A 16,551-nucleotide genomic window follows, 5' to 3' on the forward strand; every position below is an offset into this window, starting at 1 on the left:
CCTCGTAGAGTCCGCGCCGTGCCGGTCGCCGAGCTGCTGCAACGCCATCCCGAGATCTGGCGCGGGGCCACCGCGCACCCGTTCCTGACCGCGGTGCGTGACGGGTCGCTGCCCGCCGGCGCCTTCGACACCTGGCTGGTGCAGGACGCGCGCTTCGTCGCCGACCTGCTGCGCTTCCAGGCCCGGCTGCTGGCCCGCGCACCGCGGCCCGCGCAGGCGGTGCTGGCCGGGGGCCTGGTCGCGCTGGTCGAGGAGCTGGCCTGGTTCGAGGAGCAGGCGGCCGACCGCGGCCTGGTCCTCACCGCCCCCGCGCTGCCCGCCACCACGGCCTACGCCGAGCTGCTGCAGCGGCTGGACGCCGCCGAGGTGCCGGTCGCGCTGACGGCGCTGTGGACCATCGAGCGCACGTACCTCGACGCCTGGACCACCGCGCTGCCCGGGGCCCCGGCCTACCGCGAGTTCGTCGAGCACTGGACCGTGCCGGGCTTCGCCGGTTACGTCGCCGGCCTCGAGGCGGCGGCCGACGCGGTCGGCGGGGGCAGGGACGCGGTCTTCCTCGACGTCGTCGCCGCCGAGGTGGCCTTCTGGGACATGGCAGTCGGGGACGCGTCGGTGCAGTCGGCATGAGCCTCGCCGCCGGGCTCCGGGCCGAGAACGCCGACCTCGCCGCCGTCGCGCTGGCGCACCCGTTCGTGCAGGGCATCGCCGACGGGACCCTGCCGAGCGAGCGGTTCGCCGGCTATGTCGCCCAGGACGCGTTCTTCCTCGAGTCCTTCGCCCGCGCCTACGCGCTCGGCGCCGCGTACAGCCCCGACCGGGCGGCCCTGGACGTCTTCGCCGATCTGCTCGCCGGCGTCCGCGAGGAGCTGCGGCTGCACGAGGGCTACGCGGCGCGCTGGGGCATCGACCTGACCCTGGTCGAGCCGCTGCCGGCCACGCTGGCCTACACCGAGTTCCTGCTCGCCACGGCGGCCCTGGGCGGGGCAGGGCTGACCTGTGCGGCGATGACGCCGTGCATGCGGCTGTACGCCCACCTCGGGCAGTCGCTGGCCGGCCGGCCCGCCACCCCGTACACCGAGTGGGTCACCACCTACGCCGACCCGGCCTTCGAGGAGCTGGCGGCGACGCTGGAAGGGCTGCTGGACGACACGGCGGCCGACACCCCCGCGGTGCGGCGCGCCTACCGCCGGGCCATGGAGCTGGAGATCGGCTTCTTCGACGCCGCGTGGCGCGGTGGTGCGGAGCCCGGCTGATGGCCCTGCTGGCCGCCGAGCAGCTGTCGGTCGGCTACGGCGACGAGCCGGTGTGCGCCCCGGTGACGGTGTCGGTCGTGCCCGGGACGGCGATCGCGCTGGTCGGCCCGAACGGCGCGGGCAAGTCCACCGTGCTGCAGACGATGGTCGGCCTGCTCCCGCCGCTGACCGGGACGGTGCGTTTCGCCGACGGCCCGGTCGACGAGCGGGACGCCGGCTTCCGCCGGGCGGTCGCCGGGGTGCTGGACGACGACGCGTTCTTCCCGTCGCTGACCGGTGCGGAGCACCTGCTGCTCACCGCCCGCGCCCACGGGGTCATCGACGCCGAGGAGGTCGTCGAGGCGGAGCTGGCCGCCTTCGGGCTGACCGACCGGGCCGGCGCGCTGCCCTCGGCGCTCTCCTCCGGTCAGCGCCGGCGGCTGGCGCTGGCCGGGGCGCTGGTGCGACCGGCCGACCTGCTGGTGCTCGACGAGCCGGAACGCCGACTGGACACCGCGATGCGCCGGGCGCTGGCCGACCGGCTCGCGGCACTGGTGGACGCCGGCGGCGCGGTGCTGTTCGCCAGCCACGACCCGACGTTCATCGGCACCCTCGCCGACCACGCCCTGGTGATCGGTGAGGACGAGTGCCCGGTGGTCGCGCCGGAGCACGCCGTCGCGGCGTTGCAGGAGGGCTGAGCCACGGCGGCGACGACCCCGCTGCAGGCGCGGCCGGCGGAGGAGTGGAGCGGCACCGCCGTCCGCCGGTACACCCGCCGGGCGACGGCCTCCCGGGCCGACACCAGCTGGCTGACCCGGGTCGGGGACACCCTGTCCGGCCTCACCTCCGCCGGGGTCTTCGTGGCGCTCTGCGGGGGCGCCGTCTCCAGCCTCCGGGAGCAGATCGCCGCCCGCCCGGCTGCCGATGCGGCGGTGCTCCCCGGTTCGCTGACCGCGGCGGCGGTCGCGCTGTCCCTGGCGGCCGGGCTGACCGCGCTCTTCGCCCGGCTGGGACCGGTCAGCGCCACGCCGGCGGCCGTGGTGTGGTGGCTGCCCCTGCCCGCGGGTCGCCGCGGACTGCTCCGCGGCGAGCTGCGCCGGGCGGTCGGCCTGGCGGTGGCGGCGGCGCTGGCCGTCGGCGTCCCGGTGGTGCTGGCCTGGAACCGGACACCGGCCGGCGTCCTCGCCGGGCTGGCGGCCGGTGCACTGCTGGCGGTGACCGCCGTCGCGGTGCTCGTCGTCCGGCAGGCCGGTGGTGGCGGCCGCTGGGTGCCCGCGGTCGCCGGGTCGATGACCGCGCTGGCCCTGGTCGGCCCCGCCGTCGCCGGGTGCGTGGTCGCCGGGCTGGGGGTGGCCCTGCCGGACGTCGCGGGTCGGGACTGGTCGCTGCCGGCGCCGGTGGCGGTGGGGCTGCTCGGTGCGCTGCTGGGGGCAGTCGTCCTCTGCCTGGCCCTGGCCGACCGCCGGCTGGCCGACCTGCCCGCCGGTGCGCTCCGTGCCTCGGGGGAGACCGCGCAGTACGCCACCGCGTCGGTCTTCTCGCTGGACACCCGGGAGCTCGGCCGGGCGCTGGGGACGACGGTGCGCCGGCCCCGGCGCCCGCTGGCCTGGCGCTGGGTGCGGCGCCCCTGGCAGGCGGTCGTCGCCGGCGACCTGGCGGTGCTGGCCCGGTCCCCGTGGCGCTGGGGGCAGCTGGCGGTCGGGGCGGCGCTGCCGGTGCTGGCCGCGCGCACCGAGGGGCTGGCCGAGCTCCCGGCGTTGGTGGCGGTGACCGTCGTCCTCGGCTGGTGGACCGCCGCCACGTCGCTGGGTGAGCCGAGCCGGCGGGCGTCCGCGGCGCCGGCCGCCGACCGCGGGCTGCCGCTGGGCGGCGCAGCGGTCGTCTGGGCCCGGGCCGTCGTGCCGGCCGCGGTGCTCGTGGGGGTCTGCGGCGTCTCGGCGCTGCTCGTCGGCCAGGGCGCCGGCGCGCCGGTGGCGTGGCTGGCGCTGGGCGCGGTCACCGCACCGGCGTGGGCGGGAGCGGCCGTGCGCGCCGGCTACCGCCCGGACCTGGACTGGTCCGGGCCGGTGCTCGCCTCGCCGATGGGCGCGGTGCCGGTCGGGGTGAGCAGCACGCTGGTGCGCGGGCCGGACGTCGGGCTGCTGGGCACCGCGCCGGTCGCCCTGGCGCTGCTGCTCGGCACCGCTCCCTGGTGGCTGGTCGGCGCCGGGCTGCTGTGGTCGCTGGCCCTGGGCGCGCTCGCCGTGGGGACGGCCCGGCCCCCGGACTGACCCGGCCGGGTGCGGGCGCCCTGCGTGCCTGGTGCTAAGCAGTGGGGCAGGACGGCGGGCCGGACGACTGGGCCCGCCGACGAACTCGACGAGGAGATGCAGTGGCTCAGCAGCGGACGGCGATCATCACAGGAGCGGCGCGCGGGATCGGCGCGGCCATCGCACGGCGGTTCGCCCAGGACGGGATGGCCGTCGCCGTGCTCGACCTGGACGAGGCGGCCTGCGCGGGCACGGTCGAGGAGATCCAGAAGGCCGGTGGCGAGGCGCTCGCGGTGGGCGCGAACGTCGCCGAGGAGGAGTCGGTCGAGGCCGCCGTGGAGCGGATCGCCGCCGAGCTCGGGGCGCCGACCGTGCTGGTGAACAACGCCGGCATCACCCGCGACAACCTGCTGTTCAAGATGACCGTCGCCGACTGGGACGCCGTCATGGGCGTGCACCTGCGGGGCGCCTTCCTGATGAGCAAGGCCGCGCAGAAGCACATGGTCGAGGCCGAGTACGGCCGGATCGTGAACCTCTCCAGCGTCTCGGCGCTGGGCAACCGCGGTCAGGCCAACTACTCCGCGGCCAAGGCGGGCATGCAGGGCTTCACCAAGACCCTCGCCATCGAGCTCGGCCGGTACAACGTGACCGCCAACGCGATCGCCCCCGGCTTCATCGAGACCGAGATGACCGCGCAGACGGCCGAGCGGGTGGGCGTGCCGTTCGAGCAGTTCAAGGAGATGGCCGCCAAGCAGATCCCGGTCGCCCGGGTCGGCCAGCCCGAGGACATCGCGCACACCGCCTCGTTCCTGTGCAGCGAGGGCGCGGGCTTCGTCTCCGGTCAGGTCATCTACGTCGCCGGCGGCCCCCGCGCCTGACGGCCCTCCCCACGCTGCAGCCCCCGGGCGCGGCCGGGTCCCCGCACGATCAGGTCACCTGGTCGTGCGGGGACCTACCTGGCGGCAGACCGTGAGGTAGGTGCCCGCGGGACCAGGTCACCTGGTCGTCGCGGGGCGCCACGTGGCGGCTGCGCCCGCCTTGCCGGTCACCCCGCGCGGCGGGTTTGGCCGCCGTGCACGCCGCGGCGGGCGAGCTCGGCGGTCAGCCCGGTCCACACCCGCACCGGCAGCAGCCGGGCCAGCTTCATCGCGACCATCATCGGCACCGGGAAGACGACCTCGGCCTTGTCCCGGGCGATGCCGTCGGCGATCGTGCGGGCCGCGACGTCGGCCTCGACCTTGAACGGCATCGGATAGGTGTTCCGGTCGGTCAGCCGGGTGGTCACGAACCCCGGGTTGACGATCTGCATGACGACACCCCGCGGCGCCAGCGACCCGCGCAGGCCCTCCAGCAGGTTGATCAGCGCCGCCTTGCCCGCGTTGTAGGCCTCCGAGCCGGGCAGCCCGCGGTAGCCGGCGACCGAGGCGACGCCCACGACCCGGCCGCGCCCGGCGGCCAGCATCTGCGGGACGACGGCCTCCATGGTGTGCACCGCGCCCATCACGTTGACCTGAAGGTGGTCGGCGAACAGCTGCGAGTCCCACGGTTCCACGTGGAACGAGGACCAGGTGCCGGCGTTGAGCACGGCGACGTCCAGCCCGCCCAGCGCCGCCCGCACCCGCTCGCCGGCTGCCACGGTGGCCGCCCGGTCGGTGACGTCCAGCGGGACGACGACCATCCGGCTGCCGGCCACCTCGGCGAGCTGCTCGGCGTTGCGGGCGCTGATCGCCACCCGGGCCCCGCGGTCGGCAAGCTCCCTGGCCAGCGCGGCACCGATGCCGGTCGAGGCGCCGGTGACCCAGATCCGTGCTCCGGAGATCTCCATGCGGCCCAGCCTGGTCGACGGTGCCGCCGGCGACGCGACGAGCCCGGCGCGAGACGTCCGGTGCCGTCGACAAGACGACCTCTCCTGCTGGTCACGTGAGGACTTCCGCTGGGGTCCGGCGACACGCCTGCCACGTTCCGCGGAGTGCTCTGGTCCGTCGTCACCATCTGCGTCTGCACGTCTCTGCCGAGACGGGCAGCGCCTGTATCGGGAGGACCGGTCGGGCCCGCGATGACGCGGGCGGACCGGTGCACCGGCGGGTGGACCACACACAGGAGATCGGGCCATGATCGTGACGCACCGCAGCACCATCCGCCACTGGTACGCCGACCGCTCGGTCCGGCAGAAGATCCTCGCCTCGGTGGGGTTGGCCGCACTGACCGCGGTCACCGTCGGTGCGCTCGGCGTCGAGCAGCTCGGTGAACTGCGGGACGCCCGGGCCGCTGAGCTGAGCACCTCGTTGCCCTACATCAACGCCCTCGACGACATCGCGGTCACGGCCAAGGCCACCGCGAACGACGAGCGTGGTTACCTGCTCACCGGTGAGGAGCCCTTCCGCGAGGAGGTGGCCGAGCGTCTGGACAAGATCAATGGTCTCGTCGCGACTGCCGGTGAGACCGCCGCCACCGCCGACGAGCGGGCCTTCGTCGTCGAGCTGGAGTCCGGGCTGGGTGCATGGGCTGCCAGCATCGACTCGGAGTTCGCCCTGCTGGATACGGACCGGGAGGCTGCGATCGCCCTCGCCATGGGCACCACCCGGGAGCTGCGCAAGGCCTACGAAGAGGTGCTGGACGCCGGCCGGGAGGAGGCGGAGGCCGAGCTGACCACCGGGGCCGGGTACGAGGAGGTGGTCTCGGCGGCGACCCGCACGACGATCGTCGTCTGCGCGGTCGGTGTCCTGCTCGCGGTGGTCGTCGGACTCCTGGTCGCGGGCTCGGTGATGCGCGGGCTCGGTGCCCTCCGGCGCAGCGCGGAGCGGCTGGCGGCCGGCGACGTGACGGTCGGCACCGGGTTGGCGCAGCGGGACGAGCTGGGCCGGACGGCGGCGGCACTGGACGAGGCGCTGGAGAGCATGCGCGGCTTGATCTCCAGCGTGGCTGCCTCCGCTGATGCGGTGGCAGCGGCGTCGGAGGAGCTGTCGGCGTCCTCGGTGCAGATCTCGTCCTCGGCGGAGGAGACTTCGGCGCAGTCGGACGTGGTGGCGGCGGCGGCGGAGGAGGTGTCGCGGAACGTGGCGACGGTGGCGGCGGGTGCCGAGCAGATGGGTGCCTCGATCCGGGAGATCAGCCAGAACGCGAACGAGGCCGCCCGGGTCGCCGCCCAGGCCGTGAGCGAGGCCGAGACCACCACGCGGACGATCACCAAGCTCGGCACGTCGTCGCAGGAGATCGGCGCGGTCGTGAAGGCGATCACCAGCATCGCGGAGCAGACGAACCTGCTGGCGCTCAACGCCACGATCGAGGCGGCGCGGGCCGGTGAGGCGGGCAAGGGCTTCGCGGTGGTGGCCAACGAGGTGAAGGAGCTGGCGCAGGAGACCGCGCGGGCCACGGAGGACATCGCGCGCCGGGTGGAGGCCATCCAGGGCGACACCTCCGGTGCGGTGTCGGCGATCGGCCGGATCTCGGAGATCATCGGCTCGATCAACGACTTCCAGCTCACCATCGCCTCTGCGGTGGAGGAGCAGACGGCGACCACCAACGAGATGTCCCGGTCGGTGCAGGAAGCGGCCGGCGGGTCCACGGAAATCGCCACGAACATCACCGGTGTGTCGGCGGCGGCCATCTCGACGACGCAGGCGCTGGGCCAGACCCGGGTGGCGGTCGACGAGCTGTCCCGGATGGCCAGCGACCTGCGGGGCAGCGTCGGCCGGTTCACCTGGTGACCGCGTCCGCCGGGAGCGGCGGTGGGTGTCTGCGGAGAGTCGAGCTGGATGATGGCGGGCATGGCAGCACGCAAGAAGTCGTCCGCCGGGCCGGCGCCGCGACTGGGGCACGGTGAGTTCGTGGCCTACCCGGGCGGTCCGACGGCGATCTACGACCTGCTGGAGCGGCTGAGCGAGGTGGCCGGGGACTCGCCGGACTTCGGCACCCCGGGGATCAGCCTGGACCGGAAGCGGCTGACCGTCCGCTGGCACGGCAAGCCGCCCGAGCGGGTGCTGGCCCTGCTGGCCGACCCGGGATTCGAGGTGACCGTCCAGCAGACCCCCTACCGCCCGGGTGACCTGCGGGCCGAGGCGGCTCGGCTGCTCCGGGAGCACCCGGGCATCCTCGCCGCCGCCACCGCCCGCCCGGAGGGCGACGGCGTCGAGGTGCTCGTCCCTCCGCCCGTCGCCGAGTCCGCTGGTGGCGCGGACCAGGCGGTGGCCGGGATCAACAGCGAGGTCCCGCTGTTCGCCCAGGTCGGCGAGGCCCCGCCGGCCTGACGGGCCAGCCGGGCGGCTCTTGCGCCGCTGTGTCTGCCCCCGCGCCGTTGCACGGGCGCAGCAGCGCGGGGAACGGCGCGAGAGCCGCGTGTCAGCCGGCGGCCGGGCCGTAGGTGAGGTGGGCGACTCCGTTGGACAGGCCCTCGACGCCGACCAGGGTGAGCGGCTGGGACGTGCCCTCCGGGAACAGTCGGATCCCCGTGCCCACGGCGAGCGGGTAGACGTAGAGGTGCAGTTCGTCGACCAGCCCGTCGGCGAGCAGGGCCCGCACCAGCGTGGCGCTGCCGCTGACGTACAGGCCGCCGTCCGACTCGTCCTTGAGCGCGCGGATGCGGTCGGCGGAGTAGCCGCCGATCACGGTCGAGTTCCGCCAGACCGACTCGGCGTCGGTCATCGTCGAGCTCACGACGTACTTGCCGGTGTCGTTGAAGAACGGGGCGCCCTCGTCGTCCTCCGCGGTCCGGGTCGACCAGGCCGGGGCGAACATCTCGAAGGTGTTCCGGCCGAGCAGGATGCCGGTCGACGAGCCGGTCAGCGTGCCGATGGAGGCGGCCAGGTCGTCGGGGAAGCCGTAGTCCATCGTCCACATCGGGGCGTCGACCACCCCGTCGACGGTGGTGAACTCGTGGACCTTGATGGCGCCCATGGCGGTGCTCCTCGGTGTTCGCCCGGCTGGTGCGGGGGTGGTGGTGTCACCCGACAGACGCCTGACTGCGCCGGTTCTCATCGGTGGGCACCGGAACAGCTGCACGTCCAGCGGCAGAGGCGAAGCCGAGCCAGGTGTGCCGGTTGCCGGCCCAGCACCAGCCGATCTTGGGGGCTCCGCGTCGTCCGCGCCCGTCCCGGCCGGTGCCGTTGCTCAGCCAGAGCGCGGGCGTCCGGGCGTCCAGCCGGCCGTCGGCCGGCGCAACCGGGAACCGATGGTCATGAAGCAGCGGTTCCGCTGCAGGGCCTCCGGCTGTTGCAGCAGCCAGTGCACGCCCTCGCCGAGGGCGAGCGGGGTGCGCCCCCGCGCGGTGATCGCCGGCAGCGCCTCGTCCGGGCTCCAGTTCAGCAGTTCGTCGCCACGCTCCACGCCGTCGACCAGGTAGACCGGCGCGTCCGGGAGCGGGGCCTGCTCGGTCGGGGTGAACGCGTCGACGTCGGTCATGTCCAGGACGACGAAGCCCCGCTTGCCCTCCCGTTCGACCAGCTCGGCCAGCCGGGACGCCGGCGCCCGCTCCGGGTGGACGACCAGCAGCGCGCCGTCCCGGGGCCCCGCCGCGGCCGCAGCGGCGCAGAGCTCGGTGGCGGTGAGGCCGGCGATCGTGTGCACCCCCAGCTCGACGAGGCGTCCGGCCTGGGCGGTGAGCGAGGGGAGCGGCAGCACGGCGGACCTCCATGGCGGGCAGCGGGCGGTCCGGCGTCAACGCGGCGGGCGGGCGCGGGGTTCCCGCCGGCGGTTGACGGTCAACGGCCGGCGACCACGCTGCGGCGGTGAGGTCGCGGACGCAGGGGATGTGGTGGGGACCGGCCGTCGAGGCCCCCGATCCGGGCGCGCTGGCACGGTCCTGCTCGTCGGTGCTCGGCTGGCCCGTCGTCCACCAGGAGCCGGGCACGACGGTCCTCGCCGCGCTGCCCGGCCCCACCTTCCTGGTGTTCCAGCTGGCGACGGTCTACCGGCCACCGGTCTGGCCGCCGGTCGAGGGGCAGCAGCGGCCGATGGTGCACCTGGACTTCCAGGTGGGCGACGTCGACGCCGCCGTCGCCGACGCAGTAGCGCTGGGGGCGACCGGGGCGGAGTCCCAGCCCCAGGACCACGTCCGGGTGCTGCTCGACCCAGCCGGTCACCCTTTTTGCCTCCTCGTCGAGGTGGACTGACCGTCAACCCAGGAAGGTGCTCACCAGCAGGTAGCCGTTCAGCGCGATGATCAGCGCGGCGACGACCGAGCCGGTGAGCGTGGTGACCCGCCGGTTGACCCAGCCGCCCATCAGGTCCTTGCGCGAGGTCAGCCACAGCAGCGGCACCAGCGCGAACGGGATGCCGAAGCAGAGCACGACCTGCGACCAGACCAGCGCCGTCGTCGGGTCGCCGCCCAGGCCCAGCACCAGCAGCGCCGGGGCGAGGGTGATCAGCCGGCGGACCAGCACCGGGATGTGCTTGCGCAGGAACCCGGCCATCACCACCTGGCCGGCGTGCGTGCCGACCGAGGAGCTGGCGAACCCGGCGGCGAGCAGGGCGATCGCGAAGGCCAGGGCCGCGCCGCTGCCGAGCTGGTCGCCCAGGCCGGCGTGCACGCTCTCCAGCGACTCGATGCCGTCACCGGAGGTGAACAGCTGGGCGGCGATCACCAGCATCGCGGCGTTGACCAGCCCGGCCAGCCCCATCGCGATGAAGACGTCGATCCGCTGGGCGCGCAGCAGCCCGCGCCGTCCGGAGTGCGACCTCCCCGCGGTGACGGTGTCGCCGTACCGGCCCGGCGTCAGCGCGGAGTGCACGTAGATGACGTGCGGCATGACCGTGGCGCCCAGGATGCCGGTGGCCAGCAGCAGGCTGTCGGTGCCGGCGAAGCTGGGCACCATGCCGGAGGCGACGCCGCCCGGGTCGACCCCGGCGCCGATCAGCGTGTAGACGAAGCCCCCACCGATCACCAGCAGCAGCCCGGTGATCACCCGCTCGAACGGCCGGAACCCCCGCGACTGGGCGGCCAGCAGGATGAACGCGACGATCGCGGTGATGATCCCGCCCATCCACAGCGGCACCCCGAACAGCAGGTTCAGGGCGACCGCCCCGCCGACGATCTCGGCCAGGTCGGTGGCGATCGCGACCGCCTCGGCCTGTGCCCACAGTCCCCAGGTGACCGGCCGGGGGAACCGCTCGCGGCAGCAGGTGGCCAGGTCCCGCCCGGTCGCCAGCCCCAGCTTGGCGGTGAGCGTCTGGATGAGCATCGCCATCAGGTTGGCCGCGACGATCACCCACAGCAGGGTGTAGCCGAACGAGGCGCCGCCGGAGAAGTTGGTCGCGAAGTTCCCCGGGTCGACGTAGGCGACGGCCGCGACGAACGCCGGCCCGAGCATCGGCCACAGCCGCCGCTTCGCCTTCGGCGCCGGTGGGGTGGGCCGCGGCAGGGTGCGCGGCAGCGTGCTGGTGAGGACGGCGGCCTCGGTCTTCGACAGGTACACGGGGACCTCGCGGGGGGCTGGAGCCTGGGTGGTCGCTCCTGTCCTGCCCGACCCGCAGGGGCCGACCGGGCCGACCTGTGGCCCCCGGGGGTCAGGTCAGGCTCACCTCGGTGTCCCCGTCGATGTCAGCGCCGCTTGGGCTGGCGGACCAGGGTCCAGATCGGCAGCTCGTGGTCGACCGCCGTGCGGGTCGAGTGGGTGACGGCGAAGCCGGACCGCTGCAGCCAGCGGACGACGGTCGAGGTGTAGACCGTCGCCGCGGCCGGCACCCCGTCGGCGTCGCACCGCTCGAGCACCGGCTGCAGCACCGCCGCACCCAACCCCTGGTGCCGGGCGGCGGGCCGGGTGCCGACGGCGTGCAGCCACCAGTGCGGCTCGTCCGGGCGGCCCAGCGCCCCGAGTCGCTCGCTGGCCAGCACGACGGGCTGGCGGGCACCGAACACCCGGGGCAGGTCCCGGTCGACGACCGCCTGGACGTCCGCGGCGTGCGGCGGTGCGTCGGGGGCCACCCAGGCGGCGGCCGCGTCGACGCCGTCGGTGACCCACGCCGTCCCGGCCAGCACCGGCACCAGCGCGCCCCACAACTCCGCCCAGCGGGACAGCCGCTGGGTACGGCCGTCCTCGGGCAGTGCCCAGGAGGTCCAGCGGTAGTCGGGGTAGGCCGCGGCCAGCGTGGCGGCCAGCCGGGGGACGTCGGCGCGGGTGGCCTTGCGCACGACGGGGGGTTCGGTCACCGGTCGATCAGACCACGGGCGGGCGCGCCGCCGCCGGGCGAGCTGTCAACCGCCATTCACCGAGAGCGCAAGAATTGCGCCGACTGCGCAATCCGCCATTCTCCCTCGACTTCCGCGGTCGCCGCGCACTTGAGTGGTCTCGTCCATTCCGACGTCGAGCAGGAGAGTCAGCGATGACCGGCGAACAGCTCCGCGCAGCAGAGACCAGCACCGCGTCGACCTTGGGAGACGCCGTCTACGACCGGCTGCTGAGGGAGCGGATCGTCTTCCTCGGCCAGGAGGTCGACGACGTGATCGCCAATCAGCTCGCCGCGCAGATGCTGTTGTTGTCCGCCGAGGACCCGACACGGGACATCCACCTCTACATCAACTCACCGGGTGGCTCCGTGTCCGGCGGAATGGCCGTCTACGACACCATGCAGTTCGTCGACTGCGACGTCGCCACCTACGGGATGGGCATGGTGGCGTCGATGGGGCAGTTCCTGCTCACCGCGGGAACTGCGGGCAAGCGGTACGCCTTGCCGCACGCGCGGGTGATGATGCACCAGCCCTCGGCCGGCCTGGGCGGCACCGCGGCCGACATCGGCATCCAGGCGGAGATGCTCGGGCGGCTCAAGCGTCAGCTCAACGAGCTGCAGGCGCACCACTCCGGGCAGACCGTCGAGCAGGTCGAGCGGGACTCTGACCGCGACCGCTGGTTCACCGCGGCCGAGGCGCGGGAGCACGGCCTCATCGACCACGTGCTCCGTGACGCGGCCGCCCTCCCGGGTGCACATGCTTGAAGAATCAAGTAAGTGGGCGCAGACTGAGGTCCTCGTCGATCAGCAGGGGTGCACCGTGCCCGTCCAGCGCCTCAACCACGCCGTCCTCTTCGTCCGGGACGTCGACCGCAGCGCCGCCTTCTACCGCGACGTCCTCGGCTTCCGGGTGAAGACGGAGATGGCCGGCCGGGCGGTGTTCCTGCAGGCCGAGGGGTCGACCAACGACCACGACCTGGGCCTGTTCGCGGTCGGTGCCCAGGCCGGCCCCTCGGGTGCCGGGCGCAGCACCGTCGGGCTGTACCACCTGGCCTGGGAGGTCGACACGCTCGCCGAGTTGGCCCGGATCCGGGGCGCCCTGGCCGACGCCGGCGCGCTGGCCGGGGCCTCCGACCACGCCACCACGAAGGCGCTGTACGCCAAGGACCCCGACGGCATCGAGTTCGAGGTCTCCTGGCTGCTGCCGGCCGACCTGATCACCCCGGACGTCGAGGCGCAGGGCGCGACCACCCGGCCGCTGGACCTGGACGCCGAGATCGCCCGCTACGGCGCGCACACGAAGGGCGGCATCGGCGTCAGCGTCCCGGCCTGACCTCTCCCCTCCCGTGTCGATCATCGGCATGCGGCTGCCCGTGTCGGCGTGTCGAACAGCCACATGCCGATGATCAACACCGGGAGAGGCTCTCAGCCGGGCTGGGGGCGGATGACCAGGATGCTGCTGCTCGCCGTGCCGAGCAGCCGGTCGGCCGCGTCGAGCAGCCGGGCCTCGGCCAGCGCCGTCCGGCCGCCCAGGTGGGTCACCGTGCCGACACAGGTCACCCGGCCGGTGTCCAGGGTAATCGGGCGGAGGAACTTCACCGTCAGGTCCAGGCTGGTGTAACCGACGCCGGCGGGCAGCATCGAGTGGACGGCGCAACCGGTGGCCGAGTCCAGCAGCGTCGCGTAGACGCCGCCGTGCACCGAGCCGATCGGGTTGTAGTGGTACTCGGCCGGGTCGAACGCGAAGACGACGCGGCCCGGCTCCACCTCGACCAGGTCGAAGCCGAGGGTGTCGGCGATCGGCGGCCCAGGGAGCTCCCCGGCCACCACCGCCCGGAGCACGTCCAGCCCGGCGGCGGTGCGGGCGGCCGTCGCGGTCTGCATCGGATCGCCCCAGGCGAAGGTCCGTTCCCGTTCGGTCACGGCCGGACGGTAGCGCTCAGCCCTCCGCGGGCCAGCGGAACAGGGGTTCACCGGCGACCACGCCCCGGCCCGCGGCGACCGGTGGCACCGTCTCCGCGGCCGCGTCCATCACCACGACCGGGCTGACCGGCGAGAGGCCGGCTGCCCGCACCGCCGCCAGGTCCACGGTCATCACGCGGTCCCCGACGGTGACCTCGTCGCCCTCGGTGACGTGCAGGGTGAACGGCTCCCCGTTCAGCTTCACCGTGTCCAGCCCGACGTGCACCAGCACGCCCTGGCCCTCCGGGGTCAGCACGATGAAGGCGTGCGGGTGCACCTTGAGCAGCCGCCCGGACACCGGTGCGACCACCTCGACGGACCCGGCGTCCGCCCCTGGCTCGACCGCCACGCCCGCCCCGACCAGCGAGGCGGCGAAGACCGGGTCGGGCACCTCGGCCATCGGGACGACGGTGCCGGCCAGCGGCGCCGCGACGACGAGGGCCGCGGCGGTCACAGCAGGTCGTTGACGTCGTCGGCCAGCGAGTCGGCCTCCGGGCCGACGACGACCTGGACGATCGACCCGGCGACCAGGACGCCGTGCGCCCCGGCCTGCTTCAGCGCCCCCTGGTCGACGAGCGAGGGGTCCTTCACCTCGGTGCGCAGCCGGGTGATGCAGCCCTCGACGTCCTCGATGTTGGCTGCTCCGCCCAGTCCGGCGACGATCTGCTCTGCCTTGCCCATGAGGTCTCCTCTCCGCGACCCGGAGGTCGCGGCGCTGGCTGTCGAGTCGCCCAGGAAAGCGGCTCGACCGGCTCACGTCCAGGGTGTTGACAGGGCTCGGTCGTGCCCGCCATCCTCCCGGGACAACTGGTCATAACCGGACGTTACCGGTTGGTCGACGTCTGCGGGGATGGCCGGTGAACGCCCCCGACCCGCCCCTCGAGGAGCCCGCCATGACCGCCCTGTCCGCCGCGCCACCGAAGGAACGCCGGGGCCTCGCCGGCCTGCAACGCCTGGGTCGCAGCCTCATGCTGCCGATCGCCGCGCTGCCGGCGGCGGGCATCCTCCTGCGCCTCGGCCAGGACGACCTGCTCGGCCGGTACGAGGCGCTGGAGGAGGTCGCCGCCGTCCTCGCGGCGGCTGGCAACGCTCTGTTCGGCAACTTGCCGCTGATCTTCGCCGTCGGCATCGCGATCGGCTGGGCGAAGAAGGCCGACGGCTCCACGGCGCTGGCCGCGGTCGTCGGCTACCTGGTGCTCTCCGAGGTCTTCGAGGCGATGAGCCCGATCGTGCTGGGCGCCGCCGCCGAGGGCGAGGAACAGGAGCTGATCAACTTCGGAGTGCTCGGCGGCATCCTGGTCGGCATCTTCACCGCGATGCTGTGGCAGCGCTACTACCGGATCAAGCTGCCCACCTACCTGGCGTTCTTCGGTGGCCGGCGGTTCGTCCCGATCATCACCGCGGTCGCCATGCTGCTGCTGGCGGTGCTGATGTCCTTCGTCTACAAGCCGTTCGACAGCGTGCTCACCGATCTGGGCGAGGCGGTCGACGGCAACACCGTCATCGGCGGTGGCATCTTCGGCACGGTCAACCGGCTGCTGATCCCGCTGGGCCTGCACCACATCCTCAACACCGTGGTCTGGTTCCAGCTCGGCGAGTACGAAGGCGCCGACGGCCTCGTCGCCAACGGCGACATCTCCCGGTTCTTCGCCGGTGACCCGGACGCCGGCACCTTCATGACCGGGTTCTTCCCGATCATGATGTTCGCGCTGCCCGCCGCCGCCATCGCCATCTGGCACGAGGCCCGGCCGGAGCAGAAGAAGATCGTCGGCGGCGTGATGCTGTCGACCGCGCTGACCGCGTTCCTCACCGGCATCACCGAGCCGCTGGAGTTCGCGTTCCTCTTCGTCGCCTGGCCGCTCTACCTGGTGCACGCGGTGCTGACCGGCACCTCGCTGGCGCTGACCAACGCCCTGGGCATCCACGACGGCTTCATCTTCTCCGCCGGTGCCATCGACTACCTGCTCAACTTCGGGCAGGCGGACAAGCCGCTGTGGTTGATCCCGATCGGGTTGGGCTACGCGGCGATCTACTACGTGGTGTTCCGGTTCGTGATCCGGAAGTGGAACCTGAAGACCCCGGGCCGTGAGGACGACGCCGAGGCCGTCGTGGGCAGCACCGACGACGGCCCGCGGCCGGCGGCCACCCCGGGCACCGGTACGCCCTCGGAGGACCCGCGGTCTTGACCCTGGAACCAGCGCCGGCCGGCCCCGTGCTGCGGGGCCGGCTGGTCACCGGCGGCTCGGTCGTCGACGACGGTGTGCTCGCCGTCGCCGGCGACCGGGTCGCGTTCGCCGGCCCGGCGCGGGACTGGACCGGTGAGCTGCCCGCGCCCGCGCCCGAGACGCTGCTGCTGCCCGGACTGGTCGACCTGCACTGTCACGGGGCCGCGGGCCACGGCTTCCCCGACGCGGACGCCGCCGGGGTCCGCGCCGCAGCCGCCCACCACCGGGCGCACGGGACGACGACCCTGGTGGCCAGCCTGGTCTCCGCGCCGGCGGCGGTGCTGCGCGAGCGGCTGGCCGTGCTGGCCCCGCTCGTCGCGGCCGGCGAGCTGGCCGGGGTGCACCTTGAGGGGCCGTTCCTCTCCGCCGCCCGGTGCGGCGCCCAGGACCCGGCCGCGCTGGTCCCCGGCGACCCGGCGCTGCTGGCCGAGCTGCTGACCGCCGGGCGAGGGACGGTCGTGTCGATGACGCTGGCACCGGAGACCGCACACCGGGCCGAGCTGGTCGACCTGCTGCGCGCGCACGGCGCGGTGCCCAGCTTCGGGCACACCGACGCCGCCGCCGTCGAGGTCACCGCCGCGATCCGGTCGGCGGCCCCCGGCGGTCCGCTCTTGGCGACCCACCTGTTCAACGGCATGCCGCCGCTGCTGTCCCGGGCGCCGGGGCCCGTGGCTGCCTGCCTGGCCGCCGCGGCGCGCGGTGAGCTGGTGGTCGAGCTGATCG

General features: G+C 74.1%; 21 protein-coding genes. 12 read left to right on the forward strand and 9 right to left on the reverse strand.

What is annotated here, in order from left to right; genetic code table 11:
* Positions 1–18: 18 nt before the first annotated feature.
* From G5C62_RS08035 to fabG, 5 genes are all read left to right on the forward strand, one after another.
* Positions 19–627 carry a TenA family transcriptional regulator gene (locus G5C62_RS08035; RefSeq protein WP_164700580.1) on the forward strand — a complete coding sequence of 203 codons (609 nt, stop codon included), beginning with the start codon at positions 19–21 and terminating at the stop codon, positions 625–627.
* Positions 624–1,253 carry a TenA family protein gene (locus tag G5C62_RS08040; RefSeq protein WP_164700581.1) on the forward strand — a complete coding sequence of 210 codons (630 nt, stop codon included), beginning with the start codon at positions 624–626 and terminating at the stop codon, positions 1,251–1,253. Before G5C62_RS08035 ends, G5C62_RS08040 begins: the two co-directional genes overlap by 4 nt.
* Positions 1,253–1,930 carry an ABC transporter ATP-binding protein gene (locus tag G5C62_RS08045; RefSeq protein WP_164700582.1) on the forward strand — a complete coding sequence of 226 codons (678 nt, stop codon included), beginning with the start codon at positions 1,253–1,255 and terminating at the stop codon, positions 1,928–1,930. Before G5C62_RS08040 ends, G5C62_RS08045 begins: the two co-directional genes overlap by 1 nt.
* A gap of 162 nt (positions 1,931–2,092) precedes the next feature.
* Positions 2,093–3,502: a DUF6297 family protein gene (locus G5C62_RS08050; protein WP_164700583.1), complete on the forward strand. Its 1,410-nt coding sequence runs from the start codon at positions 2,093–2,095 to the stop codon at positions 3,500–3,502.
* 101 nt (positions 3,503–3,603) lie between these two features.
* Positions 3,604–4,359, forward strand: coding sequence for a 3-oxoacyl-ACP reductase FabG (fabG, locus tag G5C62_RS08055; RefSeq protein ID WP_164700584.1), 756 nt, complete (start codon positions 3,604–3,606; stop codon positions 4,357–4,359).
* A 167-nt stretch (positions 4,360–4,526) separates the two neighbouring features.
* Here fabG and G5C62_RS08060 read toward each other — a convergent pair whose 3' ends face one another.
* Positions 4,527–5,306 (reverse strand): SDR family oxidoreductase, encoded by a 780-nt coding sequence (locus G5C62_RS08060; RefSeq protein ID WP_164700585.1) that lies wholly within the window; start codon positions 5,304–5,306, stop codon positions 4,527–4,529.
* A gap of 286 nt (positions 5,307–5,592) precedes the next feature.
* On the opposite strand from G5C62_RS08060, the gene G5C62_RS08065 reads away from it, so the two are divergent.
* On the forward strand, positions 5,593–7,188 hold the full coding sequence (locus G5C62_RS08065; protein ID WP_164700586.1) for a methyl-accepting chemotaxis protein: 1,596 nt from the start codon (positions 5,593–5,595) through the stop codon (positions 7,186–7,188).
* Between the two features lie 60 nt (positions 7,189–7,248).
* Positions 7,249–7,728 carry a hypothetical protein gene (locus G5C62_RS08070; RefSeq protein WP_164700587.1) on the forward strand — a complete coding sequence of 160 codons (480 nt, stop codon included), beginning with the start codon at positions 7,249–7,251 and terminating at the stop codon, positions 7,726–7,728.
* Between the two features lie 91 nt (positions 7,729–7,819).
* Here G5C62_RS08070 and G5C62_RS08075 read toward each other — a convergent pair whose 3' ends face one another.
* Genes G5C62_RS08075 through G5C62_RS08080 form a run of 3 tightly spaced genes read right to left on the reverse strand, consistent with a single transcriptional unit; the run spans position 7,820 to position 9,097 of the window.
* Positions 7,820–8,374 (reverse strand): dihydrofolate reductase family protein, encoded by a 555-nt coding sequence (locus G5C62_RS08075; RefSeq protein WP_164700588.1) that lies wholly within the window; start codon positions 8,372–8,374, stop codon positions 7,820–7,822.
* A gap of 46 nt (positions 8,375–8,420) precedes the next feature.
* The gene (locus G5C62_RS27990; protein ID WP_241175779.1) at positions 8,421–8,702 is read right to left on the reverse strand and encodes a DUF5701 family protein; all 282 of its coding nucleotides are present in this window, start codon (positions 8,700–8,702) and stop codon (positions 8,421–8,423) included.
* Complete coding sequence (locus G5C62_RS08080; protein WP_241175775.1) at positions 8,588–9,097, reverse strand: DUF5701 family protein; 510 nt, start codon at positions 9,095–9,097, stop codon at positions 8,588–8,590. The genes G5C62_RS27990 and G5C62_RS08080 overlap by 115 nt, the downstream gene beginning before the upstream one ends.
* A gap of 107 nt (positions 9,098–9,204) precedes the next feature.
* On the opposite strand from G5C62_RS08080, the gene G5C62_RS08085 reads away from it, so the two are divergent.
* Positions 9,205–9,588 carry a VOC family protein gene (locus G5C62_RS08085; protein ID WP_241175776.1) on the forward strand — a complete coding sequence of 128 codons (384 nt, stop codon included), beginning with the start codon at positions 9,205–9,207 and terminating at the stop codon, positions 9,586–9,588.
* A gap of 3 nt (positions 9,589–9,591) precedes the next feature.
* Here G5C62_RS08085 and G5C62_RS08090 read toward each other — a convergent pair whose 3' ends face one another.
* Positions 9,592–10,890: an Nramp family divalent metal transporter gene (locus tag G5C62_RS08090; RefSeq protein ID WP_036335991.1), complete on the reverse strand. Its 1,299-nt coding sequence runs from the start codon at positions 10,888–10,890 to the stop codon at positions 9,592–9,594.
* Between the two features lie 125 nt (positions 10,891–11,015).
* Positions 11,016–11,624, reverse strand: coding sequence for a GNAT family N-acetyltransferase (locus G5C62_RS08095; RefSeq protein WP_164700589.1), 609 nt, complete (start codon positions 11,622–11,624; stop codon positions 11,016–11,018).
* 173 nt (positions 11,625–11,797) lie between these two features.
* Here G5C62_RS08095 and G5C62_RS08100 point away from each other — a divergent pair, with 173 nt between their 5' ends.
* Entirely contained in the window at positions 11,798–12,406 is a 609-nt protein-coding gene (locus tag G5C62_RS08100) for an ATP-dependent Clp protease proteolytic subunit (protein WP_164700590.1), read from the forward strand.
* Positions 12,407–12,461: 55 nt separating this feature from the next.
* Positions 12,462–12,974: a VOC family protein gene (locus tag G5C62_RS08105; RefSeq protein WP_164700591.1), complete on the forward strand. Its 513-nt coding sequence runs from the start codon at positions 12,462–12,464 to the stop codon at positions 12,972–12,974.
* 92 nt (positions 12,975–13,066) lie between these two features.
* On the opposite strand, the gene G5C62_RS08110 is transcribed toward G5C62_RS08105, so the two are convergent.
* From G5C62_RS08110 to G5C62_RS08120, 3 genes are read right to left on the reverse strand one after another with little or no spacing between them, the layout of a single operon-like run.
* Positions 13,067–13,564 (reverse strand): PaaI family thioesterase, encoded by a 498-nt coding sequence (locus tag G5C62_RS08110; RefSeq protein ID WP_241175777.1) that lies wholly within the window; start codon positions 13,562–13,564, stop codon positions 13,067–13,069.
* Between the two features lie 16 nt (positions 13,565–13,580).
* On the reverse strand, positions 13,581–14,057 hold the full coding sequence (locus tag G5C62_RS08115) for a glucose PTS transporter subunit IIA (protein WP_241175778.1): 477 nt from the start codon (positions 14,055–14,057) through the stop codon (positions 13,581–13,583).
* A complete protein-coding gene (locus G5C62_RS08120) occupies positions 14,054–14,284 on the reverse strand; it encodes a PTS transporter subunit EIIB (protein WP_164700592.1) in 231 nt (76 codons plus the stop codon). The genes G5C62_RS08115 and G5C62_RS08120 overlap by 4 nt, the downstream gene beginning before the upstream one ends.
* Positions 14,285–14,496: 212 nt before the next feature.
* Between G5C62_RS08120 and G5C62_RS08125 the strand changes: the two genes are divergently transcribed.
* Both G5C62_RS08125 and G5C62_RS08130 read left to right on the forward strand, forming a co-directional pair.
* Positions 14,497–15,789 (forward strand): PTS transporter subunit EIIC, encoded by a 1,293-nt coding sequence (locus G5C62_RS08125; RefSeq protein WP_164700593.1) that lies wholly within the window; start codon positions 14,497–14,499, stop codon positions 15,787–15,789.
* The coding region (locus tag G5C62_RS08130) for an amidohydrolase family protein (RefSeq protein ID WP_206330522.1) at positions 15,786–16,551 on the forward strand (766 nt) is incomplete at its 3' end. The genes G5C62_RS08125 and G5C62_RS08130, both read left to right, overlap by 4 nt.

The organism is Modestobacter sp. KNN46-3 (assembly GCF_011039295.1).